The 21637-nt window shown below is 44.2% G+C and carries 15 protein-coding genes; 11 read left to right on the top strand and 4 right to left on the bottom strand.

Annotated elements, in window-relative coordinates; all coding sequences use genetic code 11:
- Positions 1 to 53: 53 nt before the first annotated feature.
- From gluQRS to sfsA, 3 genes are all read right to left on the bottom strand, one after another.
- Positions 54 to 962, bottom strand: coding sequence for a tRNA glutamyl-Q(34) synthetase GluQRS (gene gluQRS, locus CW749_RS16090; protein WP_101113286.1), 909 nt, complete (start codon positions 960 to 962; stop codon positions 54 to 56).
- A 52-nt stretch (positions 963 to 1014) separates the two neighbouring features.
- Complete coding sequence (dksA, locus tag CW749_RS16085) at positions 1015 to 1464, bottom strand: RNA polymerase-binding protein DksA (RefSeq protein WP_101113285.1); 450 nt, start codon at positions 1462 to 1464, stop codon at positions 1015 to 1017.
- Between the two features lie 125 nt (positions 1465 to 1589).
- A complete protein-coding gene (sfsA, locus tag CW749_RS16080) occupies positions 1590 to 2309 on the bottom strand; it encodes a DNA/RNA nuclease SfsA (RefSeq protein ID WP_101113284.1) in 720 nt (239 codons plus the stop codon).
- 192 nt (positions 2310 to 2501) lie between these two features.
- Between sfsA and hrpB the strand changes: the two genes are divergently transcribed.
- From hrpB to CW749_RS16025, 11 genes are all read left to right on the top strand, one after another.
- Positions 2502 to 4964: an ATP-dependent helicase HrpB gene (gene hrpB, locus CW749_RS16075; RefSeq protein WP_101113283.1), complete on the top strand. Its 2463-nt coding sequence runs from the start codon at positions 2502 to 2504 to the stop codon at positions 4962 to 4964.
- Entirely contained in the window at positions 4961 to 7324 is a 2364-nt protein-coding gene (mrcB, locus tag CW749_RS16070; RefSeq protein ID WP_101113282.1) for a penicillin-binding protein 1B, read from the top strand. The genes hrpB and mrcB overlap by 4 nt, the downstream gene beginning before the upstream one ends.
- A complete protein-coding gene (locus CW749_RS16065; RefSeq protein WP_343232626.1) occupies positions 7317 to 9737 on the top strand; it encodes a patatin-like phospholipase family protein in 2421 nt (806 codons plus the stop codon). The genes mrcB and CW749_RS16065 overlap by 8 nt, the downstream gene beginning before the upstream one ends.
- Positions 9738 to 9986: 249 nt before the next feature.
- Positions 9987 to 12575 carry a bifunctional aconitate hydratase 2/2-methylisocitrate dehydratase gene (acnB, locus tag CW749_RS16060; protein WP_101113281.1) on the top strand — a complete coding sequence of 863 codons (2589 nt, stop codon included), beginning with the start codon at positions 9987 to 9989 and terminating at the stop codon, positions 12573 to 12575.
- Between the two features lie 197 nt (positions 12576 to 12772).
- The gene (locus CW749_RS16055) at positions 12773 to 13561 is read left to right on the top strand and encodes a hypothetical protein (RefSeq protein WP_101113280.1); all 789 of its coding nucleotides are present in this window, start codon (positions 12773 to 12775) and stop codon (positions 13559 to 13561) included.
- Between the two features lie 164 nt (positions 13562 to 13725).
- Positions 13726 to 14094, top strand: coding sequence for a YacL family protein (locus CW749_RS16050; protein ID WP_101113279.1), 369 nt, complete (start codon positions 13726 to 13728; stop codon positions 14092 to 14094).
- Between the two features lie 220 nt (positions 14095 to 14314).
- Positions 14315 to 14653 (top strand): P-II family nitrogen regulator, encoded by a 339-nt coding sequence (glnK, locus tag CW749_RS16045; RefSeq protein ID WP_101113278.1) that lies wholly within the window; start codon positions 14315 to 14317, stop codon positions 14651 to 14653.
- A gap of 18 nt (positions 14654 to 14671) precedes the next feature.
- Positions 14672 to 15901, top strand: a complete 1230-nt coding sequence (locus CW749_RS16040) for an ammonium transporter (protein WP_101113277.1) — start codon at positions 14672 to 14674, stop codon at positions 15899 to 15901.
- Between the two features lie 163 nt (positions 15902 to 16064).
- Entirely contained in the window at positions 16065 to 17078 is a 1014-nt protein-coding gene (locus CW749_RS16035) for a Fe(3+) ABC transporter substrate-binding protein (protein ID WP_101113276.1), read from the top strand.
- Positions 17079 to 17319: 241 nt separating this feature from the next.
- A complete protein-coding gene (locus CW749_RS16030; protein ID WP_101113275.1) occupies positions 17320 to 18942 on the top strand; it encodes an iron ABC transporter permease in 1623 nt (540 codons plus the stop codon).
- Entirely contained in the window at positions 18942 to 19970 is a 1029-nt protein-coding gene (locus CW749_RS16025; RefSeq protein ID WP_101113274.1) for an ABC transporter ATP-binding protein, read from the top strand. Before CW749_RS16030 ends, CW749_RS16025 begins: the two co-directional genes overlap by 1 nt.
- Positions 19971 to 20141: 171 nt before the next feature.
- Here the strand turns inward: CW749_RS16025 and CW749_RS16020 are convergent, their stop codons facing one another.
- Positions 20142 to 21554, bottom strand: coding sequence for a phosphoglucomutase/phosphomannomutase family protein (locus CW749_RS16020; protein WP_101113273.1), 1413 nt, complete (start codon positions 21552 to 21554; stop codon positions 20142 to 20144).
- Positions 21555 to 21637: the final 83 nt, after the last annotated feature.

Raw genomic sequence — 21637 nt, 5'->3', positions numbered from 1 at the left:
AAAATAGCCCACCTCTATTACGTTTGTGCTCAAAAATTGCGGCTAATAATAGCTTAGCTGTCCTTGTTTGAGAATGGGGACGTGATTTTGATCTTGTCTGGTAACTGTTTTAAGTGCCAGTTTTCGATGCCCCATTGCAGTATTTCTTCTTGAGTAGCTTGCTCTAATTCTTTTGTAATATCAAAGCCTAAGAAGCTCATTGCTAGCAATGTTTCAGGTTTGGGATCGTCTTGAAGAATACCCTCTGCACGATTCTGCTTTGAGAGCTTATTTCCTCTATCATCAACGGCTAACGGCAGGTGTAAGTATTGAATCGGTGTTTTTTTAAGCATTTGATATAAGCTGATTTGGCGACCTGTAGGTTCGATTAAGTCAGCTCCGCGAACCACTTCCGTTACGCCCTGATGAATGTCATCTAAAACAACCGCAAGGTTATAAGCAAATAAACCGTCCCGTCGCTTAATAATAAAGTCCTCTTGCGCTAAAGAGGCTGGAATGGGTATTGAACCGTGTCGCAAATCGTTGAACTCAGTCACAGGGTGCGTCATGGTAAGTCGCACGGCACAGGGTTGATCGTTGAGCAATTTTTTTGCTCTGCAAGTACCAGGATAAAAACCACCCGCTTCTTTTATCTGCTTTCGGCTACACTCGCAGTAATATGCCACTCCATCTTTTAACCACTGATCTATTTGCGCTTGGTAAGCGTTGTGGCGTTGGCTTTGATAAATGACTTCGTCATCCCAAAATAGGTGATATTTTTCGAGAGTCGATAGAATCAAACCAGCCGCGCCAACCATTTCTCTGGGCGGATCGAGATCTTCCATTCGAACCAACCACTTTCCATGTAAAGACTTAGCTTGGAAGTAGCTGCCCAAAGCGGCAATAAGTGAGCCAAAATGAAGAGGGCCAGATGGGGATGGGGCAAAGCGCCCTATGTAATTGGATTTACTCATGGTATTCATCAAAAAAGGGAGCGAATCGGCTCCCTTTTATCCTTGCTTTAGCGCAGCTGAATTAGCCTTGCATTTGTCTTTCTTTCATTTCAGCAAGCGTTTTACAATCGATACACAAATCAGCAGTTGGGCGAGCTTCTAATCGACGGATGCCAATTTCAACACCACAAGATTCACAGTAACCAAAGTCACCATCTTCGATTTTATCAAGCGTCTTCTCAATTTTTTTAATTAGGCGGCGCTCACGATCTCGGTTACGCAGCTCTAAACTAAATTCTTCTTCTTGCGAAGCACGGTCAACAGGATCTGGAAAGTTTGATGCTTCATCTTGCATGTGATGCACAGTGCGATCGACTTCTTCCCTGAGCTGATTGCGCCAAGCTTCTAAAATTTTTGTAAAGTGAGCTAACTGGTCAGGTGACATGTACTCTTCACCTGGCTTTTCTTGGTAAGGCTCAACCCCTGCAATTGCTAGGATGCCTAGCGTTTTTCTTTTGTTACTTTCTGGCATACAGCATCTCCTACTTACACCTTTTTGACTGACCAGCAGACAAATTAAGGCGGGTATCTATAGCAGAAAGAAAAGCTGGTGGCAATGACTCGTAATGGTGGGCCCTTGCCATTGTGAAGTTCGCATCATTTTTCATTGTTGTTGATAAATTCAACATTTTGAATCAGTTGCATTTCACGTTCAGAGAGTTTGGCTTTGTAGCACAATATCTCCACGCCACTTTCTTTCGCTTGATTTAACAGTTGTGAATATTTCGCATCTATATGGTGTGCTGAAGACACTTTTTCAATACCAGTATGTAAAACAGTAAAAAAAAGTACGGCTCTGCTTCCATTTTTTGAGACTTCCATCAACTCGCGAAGGTGCTTTTGTCCTCGCGTTGTGACTGCATCAGGAAAATAGCCTTGTCCATTTTCCTCTAATAAAGTCACACTTTTCACTTCAATATAGCACTTCGGGCGATCTTCGCTTTCTAGAAGGACATCAATACGGCTGTTTTCACTACCATATTTCACCTCTGTTCTTAAAGAGTCGTACCCAATTAGCTCTGGAATGCGACCTTGTTTGATTGCTTCAACCACCAATGCATTGGGTTTAGCTGTATTGATGCATATCATGTCGCCTTGAGCATTTTGTGAAAGCTCCCAACTGTATGGGTATTTTCTTTTCGGGTTATCGGATACGGAATACCAAATCGTATTGCCGGGATCGGCGCAACCGGTCATTGCGCCTGTATTGGCGCAATGGATGGTGGTAACGGAGCCGTCTTCCAGTTCTATATCCGCCAGAAAGCGTTTGTATCTTTTGATCAACGTTGCACGTTGTAACGGTGAAGTAAATTCCATAAGTCGTCGTTTGGGGTTTGATACTGTTATTATGTACAATGCTTTGGTGAGAACTCACTGTATTTAAAAACGAATGACTTTACCGTGTGTCATTTAAAAATACGTTATTAAAGAGCACGTGAGTATCATGTCTCACCTTGCATCAAGAATACGGTTTGTAAACCAAACCCATTACAGCACAAGGATCTCTCATTGTCACAATCCTCTAAGTTACCGCTCCCGATAGAAGCCGTTCTTCCTGAATTGTTGGTTGCGTTAAGAACACAAAACCAAGTGGTGCTAAAAGCTGAGCCAGGGGCTGGGAAATCAACTCATCTGCCTCTACAGCTGCTTAAGCAAAATGTGGTGGAAGGCAAAATTATCATGCTGGAACCTCGGCGATTGGCTGCGCGGAACATTGCCACTTATCTCGCTAAGCAATTAGGAGAGAAGGTAGGTGAGACCGTTGGGTACCGTGTCCGTGGAGAAAAGAGAACAAGCAAAAACACGCGTTTAGAAGTGGTTACTGAAGGTATTTTGACACGGATGATTCAGTCTGATTCGGAGCTGACTGGTGTTGCGATGGTCATTTTTGATGAATTCCATGAGCGCAGTATCCACGCGGACACCAGTTTGGCATTTTGCTTGGAGATCCAAGAAGTATTTAGAGAAGACCTAACATTGCTTGTTATGTCTGCGACACTTGATGAAATGGCGTTAAAGGGGTTGTTGCCTTCGGCTTCTTATATTGAATCTGACGGGCGAGGCTACCCTATTGAATACCGATATGCGCCGCTGATGCCCAATGACAGGCTGACAACAGCTGTGGCAAAACAGGTTCGCTCTCTTCTTAGTAGTGAAGACGGGTCTATCTTGGTTTTTTTACCGGGAGCTGGTGCTATCAACCAAGTTATGGAATCGCTGAATGAACTTGATTCTGACGTAGATGTATTCCCGTTATTTGGTCAATTAACGTTTGCTGAGCAGCAACTGGCTATTTCTCCTGCAGAGCAGGGAAAAAGAAAGGTTGTGTTAGCGACGAATATTGCGGAAACCAGTTTAACCATTGAGGGAATTCGCATTGTTATCGACAGCGGGTTGGAGCGTTTTGCCAGTTTTCAGTTAAAAACAGGCATCACTCGATTAGAACAACAAAGGATTGCGCAGTCCTCTGCTCATCAACGTGCCGGTCGTGCTGGTAGGCTAGAACCCGGTATTTGTGTACGTATGTACAGCGAGCAGCAATTCAAGCAACAACCTAAAGTACCAGAGCCAGAAATCCTTCGGAGCGACTTGTCTTCTGTGTTGCTCGAAATGTTTCAATGGGGGAGTGACGCATTTTCTTACTCGCATTGGCTTAATGTACCAACCAAAGCTGCCATTGATACAGCAAAAGATCTGCTCAATCAGCTCGGTTTACTGAGTGATTCTGGCACGCTGTCTGAGCTAGGAAAACAGGCGCAGGCGCTGGGAACCGACCCAAGGACTGCTGCCATGTTATTAAAAGCCCATTCGAAAGGAGCTGCCTATTTGCAGTGTGCCGTAACGCTAACGGCTTTGATAGAAGAACCAGAGCGGCAAGGTGATAACTTGATGCATGCCTTGCAGCGTTTTAAAGACGGGCATCACCAAAAACAAAAGAAAGTACAAACCAGAATGTCGAGTTTAGCTGCTAGGTTTAGCTCGGTTTTAAAAGGGAGTGCTGATGAATCACTTGCAGGTGAATGTCTTTGCTGGGCTTACCCCGACAGAATCGCTAGGCAAAGAAAAACAGAAAGTGAGAACTACCTATTGGCGAACGGGCATGGCGCGCAAGTCGATTCATTGTCTTCGTTAGTGAAAAGTGAGTACTTGGTTGTCGTGGATCTGATGAAAAACCATCGCAGTGACAGCCAAGTGTATCTTGCTTGTCCGTTGGATGTTGTACCTAAAAATAGAGTGAATCAAGCCACTTATGTGTATTGGGATGACAAAAAAGGAGAGCTTTTAGCAGAGGAAAGGCTGCAGATAGGTGCTATTGTGCTAGAAAGCAAACCAACCCAAAACATCAGTGAGCAACAAAAGTCCAACGCATTGTTGGATTACATCCGTGAAAGGGGCACTCATGCTCTCCCTTGGTCGGACAAATCTGAGCGTTTACTTCAACGTATTCGATGCGGTCAGGCATGGATTGAGGAAGAAACATGGCCTGACGTCTCAGATTCGGGCTTGCTTGATAATCTGACAGAGTGGCTGTTGCCATTTATGAACGGTGTTTCTAACATGAAGACCCTAAAAAAGGTCGATATACACCAAGCGCTCACTGCCTACTTAGGTTGGCCATTGAACCAGAAAATCGATGAGTGGCTACCGGAGCGTTATACATTGCCTACAGGGCAAAGTCGGCAAATTGATTATCAAGAAGGAAAGCCGCCAATGCTTTCAGTCAGAGTACAGGAGGTGTTTGGTGAACAAGCTTCTCCAACAGTGGCGAGTGGGCGGGTGTCTGTGGTGCTAGAACTGCTTTCTCCAGCTCGACGACCGATTCAAATTACGCAAGATTTAGCCGCATTTTGGCAGGGCTCGTATCACGAAGTAAAAAAAGAAATGAAAGGGCGTTACCCTAAACATCCTTGGCCGGATGATCCGGCTAACCATGTGGCGACAACGAAAACCAAACGACAGTTGAATTCATGACAGATAAAAAGAAAACGTCAGGGCGAACGACAAAAAAAACGACGGCTAAAAAGAGCACTCAAAAGAAACGCCCTCGTCAAAACAAAACAAAAAAGAAAACGTCAAAAGGTTGGTTGCGTACTCTTTGGGGGTTAGCGTGGAAAACAACCGTTACCGTGTTTGCGGTGTTGGTTTTTGTCGGTATCTACCTTGATAGCGTGGTTCGCCAGAAATTTGAAGGTCAGCTATTTGACCTACCAACAGTCGTTTATGGACGAGTATTGACGCTGAGCCCTGGAAGTCCTGTGACATTACCACAGCTTCGTAAAGAATTGGATGTGCTCAATTATCGAAAAGTCCGAGCTCCTCGACATCCAGGGGAGTATTCATCTTCATCGACAAAAATTGAACTTATTCGACGTGATTTCGAATTTGAAGACGGTCCAGAAGCTTCCCGCCACGTGATGTTGTATTTCAACGCCCAAGGCTTGGAAAGGATAAAGTCGCTCGAATCCGAGCGAGATATGGGGTACCTGCGTATTGATCCTAAAATGCTCGGGATGTTGGAAAAAAATACGGAAGAAAACCGCCTTTTCTTAAAGCGGGAGCAATTCCCTGAAGTATTGGTCGATGCCTTATTGGTTACAGAAGACAGAGACTTTTACCAACATGAAGGGGTTTCTCCGTTTGCGATTCTTAGAGCATTAGTGGCAAATGTAAAAGCAGGGCGCACTGTTCAGGGGGGGAGTACTCTGACCCAACAGCTAGCGAAAAACTTGTTCTTATCTCGTGAACGAACACTCTGGAGAAAAGTCCGAGAAGCGTATATCGCCCTGATATTGGATTATCGTTATAGCAAAGATGAAATATTAGAAGCCTATTTGAATGAAGTGTACTTAGGTCAAAGCCGAGGTGAAGCCATTCATGGATTTGGTTTGGCGTCGAGGTTGTATTTTGGTCAACCTTTGCAAGAGCTTCGTATCGACCAAATTGCCTTACTGGTGGGGATGGTAAAAGGTCCTTCTTATTACAACCCAGTCCGGAAACCGGAGCGAGCAAAAGAGCGTCGAGATTTGGTATTACGCTTGATGATGCAGCACGACATTCTTACTTCTCATCAGTTTGAAATGGCGGCCAGCCGCGATTTGGATACGCAAGATAAACCGCAAATAGCCAGCCGCCAGCCAGCCTATTTTCAGCAGGTTAGCCGTGAGTTAAAGCAGAAAGTGGGTGAGGCTTTCCAAAGGCAAACTGGGTTGAAAGTATTTACGTCTCTGGATCCCGTTTCGCAATTTGAGCTGGAAAAAGCGGTGAAATCCAAAATTCCTCAATTGGAATTGAGGTCCGGGAAAGGGTTGGAAGCCGCTGGCATTGCGGTGGATAGACGCAGCGGAGAAATTCGCGCTATGGTAGGCGGCAAGCGAACTGGGTATGACGGCTTTAATCGAGCCTTGAATGCTTCAAGACCGATCGGTTCCTTGGCAAAGCCGGCGGTCTATCTCACTGCATTACAGAATCCGTCGGAATACACGCTAGCATCCACGTTAGATGATACGCCATTCTCTCTCAAAGGCAGTAAAGGGAGCGTGTGGTCACCCAAGAATTACGATCGAAAATTTCGCGGTGATGTGTCTTTGTATCAAGCCTTTGCGAAATCACTAAATGTGCCTACAGTAAGACTCGGTCTGAAGTTGGGTATTCCTCAGGTGATGGACACATTTGAAAAGCTTGGTGTAGATCGGCAGGAAATTCGCCCTGTACCGTCTATGTTTCTTGGATCGTTTTCTTTGACACCTTACCAAGTCGCACAGATGTACCAAACGCTGACGAACTCCGGTAAGAAAGCACCACTGAGCGCGCTTCGAAGTGTGAAAGATTTAGATGGAAACGTTCTGTATCGTTCTATTCCCAAAGTATCACAACGAGTTTCGCAACAAGCGGCTTGGTTAACAACTTATGCAATGAAGAAAGCGGTTGCCGAGGGAACTGGACGCTATTTGCAAGGTCAATTTAGCCGTATGACACTGGCAGGAAAGACGGGAACCAGCAATGATACTCGAGACAGCTGGTTTGTAGGAGTAGATGGTCGCGAAGTGGTGACTCTTTGGCTTGGTCGTGATGATAACAAGCCTACCAAGTTAACGGGTGCAAGTGGCGCATTGCGGGTGTACCACCAATATTTGCAAAACCGAATTCCAGAACAGCTCATTCTTCCGTGGCCTGCACAAATTACTACCTTAGGGTTTGCGATTAAACCTGATGGCGGATTAAAAGTTGATTGCGATAAAGCATTTACGCTTCCTGTTTGGGATAAAAACGGTAATGCACGTGAGGCGTGCAAAAGTGAGCCCGCCAAATGGTTGAGCAGTTTATTTGACTAAAGCCATTGATGTAGCCCTCAAAACCATGAAACTGCGTTGGGGGTCTAAGGTGCTGGGGTATAAGGATATCGATAAAGGAGTGCTTTTGTTTTTCTCTAAGTTTAATGGAATAGCAACTTTCACTGTGATGGTGGCAACCGTAAGTATTGCGGCTTTACTGAGCTCTTTTGTTAATGCTCAGGAGCAACTCCGTGAGGCAGAACATCAAGAGAAAGAGCGACCCGTTATCGCCGTCGTACTCGCTGGCGGTGGAGCAAAAGGTGCAGCCCATATTGGTGTGTTAAAAGCACTCGAAGAGATGCATATTCCCGTTGATATCATTACAGGCACCAGCATGGGTGCCTTTGTGGGAGGGTTGTACTCTACCGGCATGTCGGCTGATGAAATCGAGTCGTTTATCCATACGATAGATTGGAACAGTGGCTATCGCGATCGAGTTGAGCGACAGCATTTGCCCGTTCGTGAAAAAGAATATTTTGACCGATACCAGATCAGAACCGATTTAGGGTTACGTTGGATAGAAGTCACCGCGCCGCGCGGAGTGGTGCAGGGGCAAAACATGTATAAAATCTTGCGCGAGACCGCAGGAAACATTCCGCCTATGGCATCATTCGATGATTTAGCTGTGAAGTATCGTGCTGTGGCAACAGACATTGTTGAGTTAGCTCCCGTCGTATTAGAAAGCGGCTATTTAACCGATGCCATGATGGCCAGTATGTCTGTGCCTGGAGCGCTGCCGCCATTTCCTTTGGGGGACAAATTGCTCGTGGATGGAGGGGTAACCAACAATATGCCCGTCGAGCTTGCTCGCTCTATGGGGGCTGACTTGGTTATTGCTGTGGACATCAGTACAAACTATCAGTCCAAACAAGAGCTAAAAACGTTCCTCAATGTGGGTGATCAGCTCTCCAATTACATGGTGCAACGCAGCACTCAGCGGCAAGCAACCCATTTACAAGATAAAGATGTATTGCTCAAGCCCAAAGTTGGCAATATGTCGACAACAGAATTTTCCCGTATGCCAGATGCGTATGAATTGGGCTATCTAGCGGCTATTGAATCTAAAGACGCACTAGAGTCCTTTGTGGTTACGCCTGCACTTTACCAAAAGTATATTTACCGAAAACAAGAAGCGCGAAAAGCCATTGATTACGGCGATGAGCTCTTAATTGACGACATCGTTATTCACAATAACAGCCACTATAACGAAAACGTGTTAAAGCAGTTTCTTGGTTTGGAAGCAGGTCGCCGATATGATTTGGAAGAACTTGAAGAACACGTTCAGCAGCTATATTCACTCAACCGCTTTGAACAGGTTCTTTACCGCTACCAACAAGAAGATGGAAAAACCACGCTGCATATCGAAGTTAATGAGAAAGATTGGGGACCCAATTACGTTAACTTTCGTTTCTTTCTTGAAGATGATTTCCAAACAGCAAGTCAGTATTCCATTGGTGTCAGCACCAACTTTACCGCTCTGAATGATAAAGGTGCCGAAATTCGAACCAATCTTGAAATGGGCTCTGAAAAACTGATTGAAGCAGAATTATATAGCCCGATATTCAATGAACAGAACGTGTTTACTAGTGCGAAAATGACGTATAGGAATGAAAATAAGAAAGCGCCATTTGGGGCGGACGGGTTGGAAGATATTTCTCTTGGTGGCGTAAAAGATTACATTCCGGTTAACTATGTTCAGTTTTCATCAGAGCTTGCGTTAGGGATAAACCCCGCATTTGATCAGGAATTTAAGGCAGGTATTCGGTATACTGTTGGCGAAATTTCGATATCGACTTTGCCTACGTTAGGGCAAGGGCTGTTCAATCGTAAAGGCATATTTGCACGGTATCGGTACGACACGTTTGACGATATGAATTTTCCTTCTCGTGGTAGCTTGGCGCATTTTGAATTGCTGGCATCGGAAGACAATATTCAAGAAGATCAAGACAACGAGTACACCAGTGATCGTGTTAATGAAGTTGCTATAAAATTAGGGCATGCAGAAAGCTATGAACGTCATACTTTGGTAGGGACGGCTGAATACGAAGTTACACGAAGCCGTAATGCGTCTGTTCCAATCATGCCCAAGTCACTTGGCGGCTTTCTAAATTTATCGGGTATCCCGGGTAAAAGCCTTATCGGTCAAAACAAAATATTCGGTAGTTTAGTCTATCGATACCGTTGGTTTGATAATAACTTTGGCTTGTTTCAGTCACCAGTTTATATAGGTGCATCTGCGGAATATGGTGGAGTATGGTCTGATCCGAACATTAAAATCAGCGAAGCTCCGATGTACGTCGCAGGCTCGCTGTTTGCGGGTGTAAAATCGCCAATAGGGCCTATAATTCTAGCGTATGGACAAACAGAGCAAAATTTCAATTCAGTATATCTGATCGTGGGAACGGCATTTTAATTCAAAATAATTCAACCATATTCATAGAACTTTAGTCTCAAGTTGCTATGTTGGTCAAAATGATAAGATTTTAATTTTAAGTTAAATTTGCTATTCTCCACCCCACAGTTTGGCCCTATGCCGCTGTTGATTATTAAGAATCAGAATAAGACTATTCATAATAAAAGCGGCAAGGCAGCCAAGTTTTTCCAAGGATGTTTGTACTTCTTGATCACAAGGGAGGTCAAACCGCAATGAGAGGAATGAGTCGTGCTTGAAGCCTACCGTAAACACGTCGAAGAGCGTGCCGCAGAAGGAGTTGTACCTAGACCCCTTGATGCTGAACAAGTCGCGGGACTTGTAGAATTATTAAAAAATCCGCCAGCAGGCGAAGAAGCTTTCCTTATTGATCTTCTAGAAAATCGTATTCCACCGGGTGTAGATGAAGCCGCATATGTTAAAGCGGGCTTCCTTACTGCAATTACTAAAAGTGAAGTAACGTCCCCGTTAGTAAGTCGTGAAAAAGCGGCTGAACTTCTGGGTACCATGCAAGGTGGATACAACATTGAATCACTGGTTTCTTTACTAGAAGATGCCGATTTAGCCCCAATCGCTGTAAAAGCACTTTCCCATACATTGTTAATGTTTGATGCATTCTATGACGTTGAAGAGAAAGCCAAAGCAGGTAATGCTTCTGCTCAGCAAGTCCTTCAATCATGGGCGGATGCAGATTGGTTTACAGCAAAAGCAAAAGTCGCGGAAAAAATTACCGTTAAGGTATTTAAAGTCACGGGTGAAACGAACACCGATGACTTATCTCCAGCACCAGATGCATGGTCTCGTCCAGACATTCCAGTACACGCTAAAGCGATGCTGAAGATGGAACGAGAAGGTATCAAACCTGACGATCAGGGTAACGTTGGTCCTCTTAAACAAATCGAAGAACTGCAAAAAGACGGCATTCAGTTAGCTTATGTTGGTGATGTTGTTGGTACAGGTTCATCTCGTAAATCGGCGACGAACTCCGTTCTTTGGTTCATGGGCGAAGATATTCCTTACGTTCCAAACAAGCGCACTGGTGGTGTTTGTTTAGGTGGAAAGATTGCTCCAATCTTCTACAACACGATGGAAGATTCCGGTGCACTGCCAATCGAACTAGACGTACAAGAGATGAACATGGGCGATATCATTGATATCTTCCCATACGAAGGTGTTGTTCACAAAAACGGTGCTGAAATCTCAAGCTTTGAATTGAGTAAAGTTCTACTGGATGAAGTACGTGCTGGTGGTCGTATTCCATTGATCATTGGTCGTGGCTTAACAAGCCGTGCTCGCGCATCTCTAGGTCTTGCTGACACCGATTTATTCGCTAAGCCAATTGATCCTTCAGCTTCAGATAAAGGCTACACGTTAGCTCAGAAGATGGTGGGTAAGGCATGTGGCGTAGAAGGTGTACGTGCAGGTCAATACTGTGAGCCTAAGATGACAACGGTTGGCTCTCAAGATACAACCGGTCCAATGACTCGTGATGAATTGAAAGACTTGGCGTGTCTTGGCTTCTCGGCTGACTTGGTTATGCAGTCATTCTGTCACACTTCGGCATACCCGAAACCTGTTGATGTGAATACGCACCACACATTGCCAGACTTCATCATGAACCGAGCTGGTGTATCACTGCGTCCAGGTGATGGTGTTATCCATTCATGGTTAAACCGTATGCTTCTACCTGATACTGTTGGTACAGGTGGTGATTCACATACACGTTTCCCTCTTGGTATTTCATTCCCAGCGGGTTCTGGTTTGGTTGCGTTTGCAGCCGCTACAGGGGTAATGCCTCTGGATATGCCTGAGTCTATCTTGGTGCGCTTTAAAGGCGACATGCAACCAGGCATTACACTTCGTGACCTAGTACATGCGATTCCTTACTACGCAATTCAACAAGGTCTTTTGACAGTTGAAAAAGCGGGTAAGATCAACGAATTCTCTGGTCGTGTGCTTGAAATTGAAGGTGTTGAACACCTAACCGTAGAGCAAGCGTTTGAGTTATCAGATGCCTCAGCAGAGCGTTCTGCGGCTGGTTGTGCAGTTAAACTGTCTCAAGAATCCATTGAAGAGTACTTAAACTCTAATATCACCATGCTTAAATGGATGATTTCTGAAGGATACGGCGATGTACGTACGATCGAACGCCGTGTTACTGCAATGGAAGAGTGGCTAGCGAATCCAGAGTTAATGGAAGCCGATGATGACGCAGAATACGCACACGTTATCGAAATCGACTTAGCGGATATCAGTGAGCCAATCCTTTGTGCACCAAATGACCCAGATGACGCTCGTTTGTTGTCTGAAGTTCAGGGTACCAATATTGATGAAGTATTCATTGGTTCGTGCATGACGAACATCGGACACTTCCGTGCTGCGGGTAAATTGCTTGATAAACACAATGGTCAGTTGGATACACGTTTGTGGATTGCACCACCAACGAAAATGGACCGTGATCAGCTAACGGAAGAAGGATACTACGGTATTTATGGTCGTGCTGGGGTTCGTATTGAAACACCAGGCTGTTCTTTGTGTATGGGTAACCAAGCACGTGTAGCAGATAAAGCGACTGTTATGTCTACATCTACTCGTAACTTCCCGAACCGTTTAGGTACAGGTGCTGATGTATACCTAGCGTCTGCAGAGCTTGCTGCGGTAGGTGCGATACTTGGACATATTCCTACAAAAGAGGAATACCTAGAGTACGCTAAGCAAATTGATGCGACTGCTGCGGATACTTACCGTTACCTAAACTTCCACAAGATGGGACAGTACACGGAAAAAGCAGACACAGTAATCTTCCAAGAACCTGCATAAGCTTACTGAAGTAAAACCTTAAATTAAGAACGCCCCGTCAGGGGCGTTTTTTTGTTTGGTAATAACGGTTTTTATTGTGAGTTCTTAGCTTATTTTTAACCTTAATAAACAATTGCGAGTCATATCTCTAATAACGATTTTTAAGTTAGATCTACTCTGTATAACATTCAAAACTTTCGTCAGTAGTAGGTAAAATTATGAATAAACATATTCTTGGGGCTGTATTGTCTTTCGCTTTGGTTGGATGTGGAGGTGACTCTGATAATAGCAATAATACAACTAATAATACAGGGACACCCAATTTGGGTTCATCCAACACTGAACCAACCCCTACCCCGAATATAAACTGGAGTGAATTTGAGAGTTTGTTTGGGAATAATGATAGTAATATCATAGATTTGAATGGGTATGATGCAGATACGATTCATATTGAGAATTCGGCAAAGAAAGTTATTTTTATGAATGGGCTCTTTTTTGATGCCCTAGCTTCAAAAAGCGATATGAGTACAGATGAGTTGCTGAACAAAATTAGCGCGTCCGTCTTGAGTGGTGACCCTATTACACTAGGACGTAAAGGGGAAATACGGGTTCAGCTATCTACCGTTGGTGGAGGCGTTGGTTTTGTCGTTACCAGTGACTCAATGGACTTAAATTACAGATTAGCCAGCTTTTTGGAGCACTCTGCAGGAAACTTACCGTTTTATTATGCGACAAATAATCAGGCACTAAAGTTTGAAGTTACGCAGGACCTAGGAACAGGAAAATATATGTACACTCGGTTTGAACAAGGTGATGTTGTTTATGGTTTTTCTGAAAATGCCCAAGGAGATCATGAATACGTCGTTAAAGACAGTGAAGGTGGAGTAGCAAATGATTACCTGATTACTTATTTCGCTAACTCTCAACTAGTGAAAGTAATTAAAAACGGAAGCGAAATCTCGACTGGTACATACAATATATCCACAGACACTATCTCTGGTCTTTAAAAATGTTCAGCGCAGTGCATTGCTGCGCTTTTAATTCTCCTTATATCTCACTATCGATTCACCTATCTTCAGCATTTTTTCTAAAATTACTACTAGGTGAGCTTCGATTCGCCGTCGGCATAGTGGTACACTCCGCTCCCTCAAGATTTTTCGAGTAAAACGCCATGGAATATCAATTCACAAAGAACAGTCTGACTGGAGACTACTTAGTTAAATGCAGTATGGGACATGAGATCGTAGGACGTTGGCTTCAAGAAGAAGTGAACGCTCAAATCAGTGTGATTGACGGTATTTTGCAAAGGCTTGAGTGGATGGTTGATGGTCAGCATCACGAAGACAAAATCGACGGGCGAGAGATCAGCGTACTTATCACCCGTGAAGAAGTGACTATTCAAGAAAATGGTTTCACCTACCAGCCTGAATGCGATGAGCCAGATATGCATATTTACGAAAGTGAGAGCAGTGCGAGTTGTGGCTTCGAGGATTTTGTTGATTTAGTCAAGGCCTGGAAGGATTTTGTGAAGTCTTACTAACGCTCCAAATTTCAGCTTTTCATTACTCTGTCCCCAAAATGGGGAAATGATTGAGCTCTGCTTCAAATTCGGGAAGAGGATGCACTAATGTTGTGCATCCTCTTTTTTGTTTAATCACCGAAAGTACATTAATTCTTTAGAATCAGTCTATTAGGTTTTTGGCACGCTCCTTGATTGTTATCTAGGTGTTAACGGATTACACCAAATCAGAGAGGACGTGATGAAAATAATCAATGCCATTATTAAACCATTCAAACTTGACGACGTAAGGGAAGCTTTATCGGACGTAGGTATCGAGGGGATGACCGTCAGCGAAGTGAAAGGCTTCGGTCGTCAAAAAGGACATACCGAACTGTACCGAGGAGCGGAGTACCAAGTGGATTTTCTGCCAAAAGTAAAATTAGAAATCGCTACCCAAGCAGATAATGTTGACCGAGTTGTAGAAGCGATTACCAACGCAGCACATACGGGAAAAATTGGGGACGGTAAGATTTTTGTTTATGACCTTCACCAAGCGATTCGAATTCGTACAGGTGAAATGGATTCAGAAGCACTTTAAGGAATTGAGGATTTTATTATGGAACTATCAGTAACTGTAGCCGAACTAAGATACGCACTGGACACCTTTTTCTTTCTCATTTCAGGTGCGTTGGTTATGTGGATGGCCGCTGGCTTTGCCATGTTAGAAGCGGGATTGGTTCGCTCAAAAAACACCACCGAAATTCTGACCAAAAATATTTGCTTGTACGCGATTGCTTGTACGACATTCTTGTTGGTTGGTTATCACGTAATGTACGTAGACAATGCTGAAGGTGGTTGGTTGCCATCATTTGGCGCATTGATTGGTACTCAAGGTGAAGGTGCCGATCACTCCCTTGAGTCTGATTTCTTTTTCCAAGTGGTGTTTGTTGCTACCGCCATGTCTGTTGTGTCGGGAGCGGTGGCTGAGCGAATGAAGCTTTGGTCGTTCTTGATTTTCTCCGTTGTATTAACTGCGTTTATTTACCCAATGGAAGGTTACTGGACTTGGGGAGGCGGTTTCTTGTCAGAAGCAGGCTTCAGTGATTTTGCAGGCTCTGGCATCGTGCACATGGCGGGTGCAGCTGCAGCTTTAGCTGGCGTAGTGCTACTTGGTGCGCGTAAAGGTAAATATGGTAAGAATGGTGAAATCTACCCAATTCCAGGTTCAAACATGCCTCTAGCTACATTGGGTACATTTATCTTATGGTTCGGCTGGTTTGGGTTTAACGGTGGGTCTCAATTGATGGTGTCGGACTTTGAAAATGCGACCGCGGTAGGTCAAATCTTCCTGAACACCAATGCAGCCGCAGCAGCTGGCGCAATCGCAGCACTGCTTGTGTGTAAAACAACTTGGGGCAAAGCAGACCTAACCATGGTGTTAAACGGTGCGTTAGCGGGTCTAGTCGCTATCACAGCGGATCCACTGTCTCCTTCTCCACTGGTTGCTGTTGGAATCGGTGTAGCCGCAGGTGCGTTAGTGGTGTTCAGTATTGTCGCGATGGACAAAGTGAAAATAGATGACCCTGTAGGCGCAATTTCAGTGCACGGCGTGTGTGGTCTGTTTGGTTTGATGATGGTACCAGTGAGCAACGCAGATGCTGCTTTTTCAACCCAGCTTCTTGGCGCCGCTGTTATCTTTGCTTGGGTATTCGGAGCAAGCCTAGTGGTTTGGTATGTTCTGAAAGTAACAATGGGTATCCGAGTGACGGAAGAAGAAGAGCTTGAAGGTATGGACATGCACGACTGTGGAGTAGGGGCATATCCGGAGTTTGTATCAGTGAAATAAAATTGAGACGAAACATGTCGTTACCAAATTAATGATAAACCTGTCAGAAATGACAGGTTTTTTTGATCTAGATACAGAATGGATGATTGTCAATGAGATTCGTTTGAATATAATAAGGCGACTGATAAACATTATCATTATGCTTTCACAAAGGACGAATACGATGAAAAAATTGCTAACCCTTTCCGCCATTGCGTGTGGTGTGGTTGCTCCTTCTGCAATGGCCGCTGAAGAAGTTAACGTATACTCTTACCGTCAGCCTTTCTTGGTTGAACCTATGTTCAAAGAGTTCACTAAAGAAACAGGTATTAAAGTAAACGTTAAGTTTGCAAAGAAAGGTTTGGCTGAAAAGCTAGCTCAAGAAGGTGAGTACAGCCCAGCAGACGTTATTCTGACTGTAGACATTAGCCGCCTTGCTGAATTGTCTAAAAAAGGTCTTGTACAATCTGTAAACAGCGACGTGATTGAAGCGAACATTCCAGCTCAGTATCAAGATAACAACAATGAGTGGTTTGGTATCACAACACGTACTCGTAATGTTTACTCTTCTCGTGAGCGCGTTGGCAAATTAGGTGAAGACTTCACTTACGAAGATCTTGCTAAGCCACAATTTAAAGGCAAGATTTGTACTCGTAGCGGTAAGCACCCTTACAACGTATCTCTGATCTCTTCTATGATTGCTCATAAAGGTGAAGCGGCAACGAAAACTTGGTTGGAAGGCGTTAAAGCTAACCTAGCACGTAAACCTCAAGGTAACGACCGTGCACAAGTTAAAGCAATCAAAGAAGGTCTATGTGACGTATCTTTGGGTAACAGCTACTACCTTGGCAAGATGGTAAACAACAAAGATCAACTTGCTTGGGCTGAAGCGGTTTACATTAACTTCCCTAACCAAAAAGCAGCGGGTACTCACGTAAACATCAGTGGTATGGCTATGGCTAAGCACTCGCCAAATAAAGCGAATGCTAAGAAGTTGATGGAATTCCTAACAGAAAACAAAGCTCAGGCTATGTACGCGGAAGTGAACTTCGAATACCCAGTTAAAGAAGGTGTTAAGCGTTCTGAGCTAGTTGCATCTTGGGGTGACTTCAAAGCAGATACTATCTCTCTTGAAGAAATCGCAGGTAACCACTCTAAAGCGATCAAACTTCTAGACGAAGTTAAATTCGACCTGTAATTCGAAACTTTTGCTCAATCTATTAGGTTGAGCAAATGCTTTTTAAAGCCATCATAAACAGTGTAGATAGTAGTAACTTTAAGATGTTACTGACTCATTTCATTGTTAATGATGGCTTTGTTAGTTTTTAGGGATTAAAAAGCAAAATGAGAGTCGTTTTGATATACTTTCCTAATTACCGCATTTTTTAAAAGGGATATGAAGTGAAAAGAGCTTTATATTGCTTTGAAGTCGTTGGGCAATGAAAGAAAATCATACTACTTGGAAAATCAGCAGCTGGAGTGTTGCTGGACTGTTGGCACTACCAATAATTGCCATTTTTTATATGTCCATTGGTCCATCGGATATCTTTCCGCATCTGATGAGTACCGTCCTGCCTATCTACATAGCAAACACCATAAAACTTGTTGCCGGTGTTATGCTGCTTTCGATTTTACTCGGTGTACCCAGCGCATGGCTTATGGCTATGTGTAAGCTTCCTACTGAAAAAATTCTGCAATGGGCATTGGTACTTCCATTAGCAATGCCAAGTTACATTGTTGCCTACGTCTATACGGACTGGTTTGATTTTCCAGGTCCGATTCAGATGTTACTCAGGGATCTGACGGGGTGGGGGCCGGGTGAGTATTGGTTTCCTGATATTCGAACGCTGACTGGCGCGGTTATTATTCTCGCTTTGGTTCTATATCCTTACGTATACCTTTTAGGGCGTGCTGCCTTTATGGAGCAGAATGTTTCGTTGCTTCAATCCGCTCGTTTGCTCAAATGCTCGCCTATTACTAGCTTCTTTCGAATTTCGATGCCGTTGGCAAGACCTTCCATTGCGGTGGGGCTTTCACTTGTTGCGATGGAAACCATTGGTGACTTTGGTACCGTAAACTACTTTGCGGTTCATACGCTAACTACTGCTGTCTATGATACATGGCTTGATCATTCAGAATTACCAGCAGCGGCTAAGATATCTTCTATTATGCTAATGGTCGTGATCTTATTGATCAGCGCAGAACGTTACAGTCGCCGCAGACAAAAGTTGTTTCAAACTCATTTTAATAGCCATGAAGACGTGAGGTACGAACTTCAAGGGTGGAAGAAATGGGCAGCTCTAGTGTGGTGCTGGGGGCTGGTCTCAGCCGCGTTCATTTTACCGCTTCTACAATTGTGTTCGTACGCGTATACCTATTTTGCACAAAGTTGGACAGATGAATTTCGCCAATATTCATTGAATAGCCTACAGGTATCACTCACTGCAGCAGTGTTTGGTGTCGCTGTCGCCCTAATTGTGAACTTCTGTCAACGAGTCAATCCAGGGAAAAACAGTGTTATGTCGATGCGCTTTTCTTCCATGGGTTATGCCGTACCGGGAACGGTCCTTGCCATTGGTGTAATGACCTTTGTTAACACGGTAGAGCATGGCATCAACGACTTTGCAAAATGGATGGAACTTACCCCGCCGGGGTTATTGCTGTCTGGCTCTATGTTTGCACTTATTTTTGCCATGGTGGTTCGATTCTCGGCTGTTGCGATAGGCAGTGTGGAAAGCAGTATGAACAAGATATCGCCTTCTTTGGATATGGCGACACGCACCATGGGTTGCAATGCCAATGAAATGCTTAGAAAAATCCACCTACCATTAGTGAGACGTGGTGCGTTGATTGCGGGGTTACTTGTTTTTATTGAGTGTATGAAAGAACTCAATGCCTCCTTGCTTTTACGTCCTTTTAATTTTGAAACACTGGCAACGTACGTTTTTAACTACGCGTCAGACGAACAGCTAGAGCTGGCGGCAATGCCGGCTGTTCTGTTGGTGCTTGTGGGACTTATCCCCTTGATTATGGTTAACCGTTCACTGGAGCAAAATCACTGATGAGTTGTGCATTAACAATTGAAAATCTGACGTGTCAGTACCAAACCCAGACAGTGCTGGAATCATTATCTTTGACCGTTGAACACGGTGAAATTGTATGTTTGCTTGGGGCGAGTGGTTGTGGCAAAACAACACTGCTAAAAGCAATCGCAGGTTTGCTTCCATTGGCGAGTGGGACGATGACCCTTAACTGCCAAACCATTGATAACGGTAAAGATTGGGTGCCGCCAGAAAAGCGCAATATTGGCATGATTTTCCAAGATTACGCCTTATTCCCTCATTTGACCGTGGAACAAAATGTAGGCTTTGGACTGCGCACGAGTAATGAAGCTGAGAAAACGAACAAAGTGGCAGAAATGCTTAAGCTCGTTAAATTGGACGAATTTGGCGATCGTTTTCCTCATCAGTTATCTGGTGGTCAACAGCAGCGTGTCGCTATCGCTCGTTCATTGGCGTACAAGCCCGATCTTTTATTGCTAGACGAACCATTTTCAAATATCGATACTCAAGTGCGCCATGAGTTGATCCGAGAAATACGTAAGATCTTTAAAGCTCAAGGCGTAACCGCAATTTTTGTAACGCATAGCCGTGAAGAAGCGTTTGCCTTCTCCGATAAAATGGCGGTGATGAATAATGGTGTGATTGAGCAGTTTGGCAGTGCATCTGAGCTGTATTACCAACCTTCCAGTAAATTCGTTGCAGACTTTCTTGGTGGAGGAAGTTATCTGCCCGCAAAACGTGTAGCGAGTAATCAATTCGATACCGCGTTTGGCGTATTAGGGGCTTTAGCTCAGTCGGAGATTCGGATGGATCAAGAGTGTGAATTATTGCTGCGTCCTCAGCATGTTAAGGTGAGTGCTGATAGTGAAAGCAGCATTCATATTCTTGAGCAGCAATTTATGGGTGACCACTGTCGCTACGTCATAGAAGCCAATGGCACACGTTTGATTGCCAGTTCTTCTGAAGCGCTAGATATCAACCAAAAAGTGAATGTTCAGATAGAGTCGGATGGCGTTTTAGCGTTTTGACGAAAACCTGATTTAGAAACAGAAAGGATAAAGCCCAGCAATTGCTGGGCTTTGTTTTTGGACCTATAGGGGTATATCACCATCAATTGATAGGTGAACACCGAGCTGTGACTAGCAACTCGGTGCGTCCAAAGTATCGTAAAGAATAATTGTGACAATTGTTCTTTAGGATCAGAGTGACAAGAACTCTTTGACCAAAGCAACGGTCGCTTCAGCAGTTTCTTTGTCTTTCATTTCAGAGAAGATACGAAGCAAGGGTTCAGTACCTGAGAATCTTGCGATCACCCAGCCACCATTTTTAAAGTAAACTTTTGCGCCGTCTTCATAGCTGACTTTTTCAATTTCAAATTCAAACTCAGGGAGCTGCTTTTCAACATAGATCTTGTTGTAAAGTGCTTCTTTCTGGCTTGGTTTAAAGGTGCAATCACCTTCAGCAGTATAGGCATAGCCATATTGGCTGTAGATCTCATCCAGCAATTCAGAGAGTTTCTTACCTGTAACACTGATCATCTCAACCAAAAGGCTGGATGCGAACACACCGTCTTTGCCTTTGATGTGACCACGAATGGTCAAACCGCCTGAGCTTTCACCACCAATCAAGGAATCATCTGCTTCCATTTGAGAGCTGATATGCTTAAAGCCAACCGGCACTTCAAAAGATTTTTCGCCGTTATCTTCCGCAATCTTATCTAGGAGGTGAGTCGTTGCGATGTTACGTACAACCGACCCTTTCCAACCTTTGTACTTCAGCAAATAGTAGTACAGCAGAATTAGAACTTCATTGGGGTGAATGAAGTCACCTTTTTCATCAATAATGCCCAAGCGGTCAGCATCGCCATCGGTACCGATACCAATGTCATACCCTTCAGCGGCAACCAAATGCTTTAGTCGGTAAAGTGTGGCTGCACTAGGAGAAGGCATCAAGCCGCCAAAATCTGGGTTCTTTCCATCATTGATCACATCGACATCACAACGACCATTGATCAGTACCGTTTGCAGTGCGTTCTTTGCAACACCGAACATAGGATCGATCAGAACACGCAAGTTGGCTTTTTTGATCGCTTCGATATCAATAAAGTTAATGATCGAGTCAACGAACTCGTTCATTGGGTTGATTTCGATGATGGTTTTGTCGGCTACAGCTTGCTCAAAGTCGGTACTTTTGACTTGATCAAGTGTAAGCGTTGAGATTTGATCTTCAATCTTCTGCGTGATGATTTCGTCTGCGTCACGACCGCCTTCAATGAAGACTTTTATGCCATTGTAATCGGCAGGGTTGTGCGATGCAGTAATACAAGCTGAGTAGGCACAGCCCATCTCTTTTGCTTTAAACATCACAATTGGTGTAGGAACAAACTTGTTGATAAAGCTGACGGTGATGCCATTTGCGGCAAGCACTTCTGCAAACCAGCTGCCTGCTTTATCAGAAAGGAAGCGTCTGTCGTAACCGACAATGAAACCTTTGTCCTCTACTTTTTCGTTTAACATGATATTGGCTACGGCTTGAGCCACCAGACGAACGTTGTCTTTGGTGAACTCTTCGCCGATAAAGGCGCGCCAGCCACCTGTACCGAACTTAATCATATTAAAATCCTATTTCTCTCCGCGGTTCGCAATGAACCAAAAAATAAATGGGTGGGAGAAAGCTCTCCCACCAAAAAATTGTC

It is taken from the genome of Vibrio sp. vnigr-6D03 (assembly GCF_002835515.1).
GTDB lineage: Bacteria > Pseudomonadota > Gammaproteobacteria > Enterobacterales > Vibrionaceae > Vibrio > Vibrio penaeicida.
Note: the sequence above shows the minus strand (reverse complement) of the source record. Positions and strands in the feature narration are given on the sequence as shown.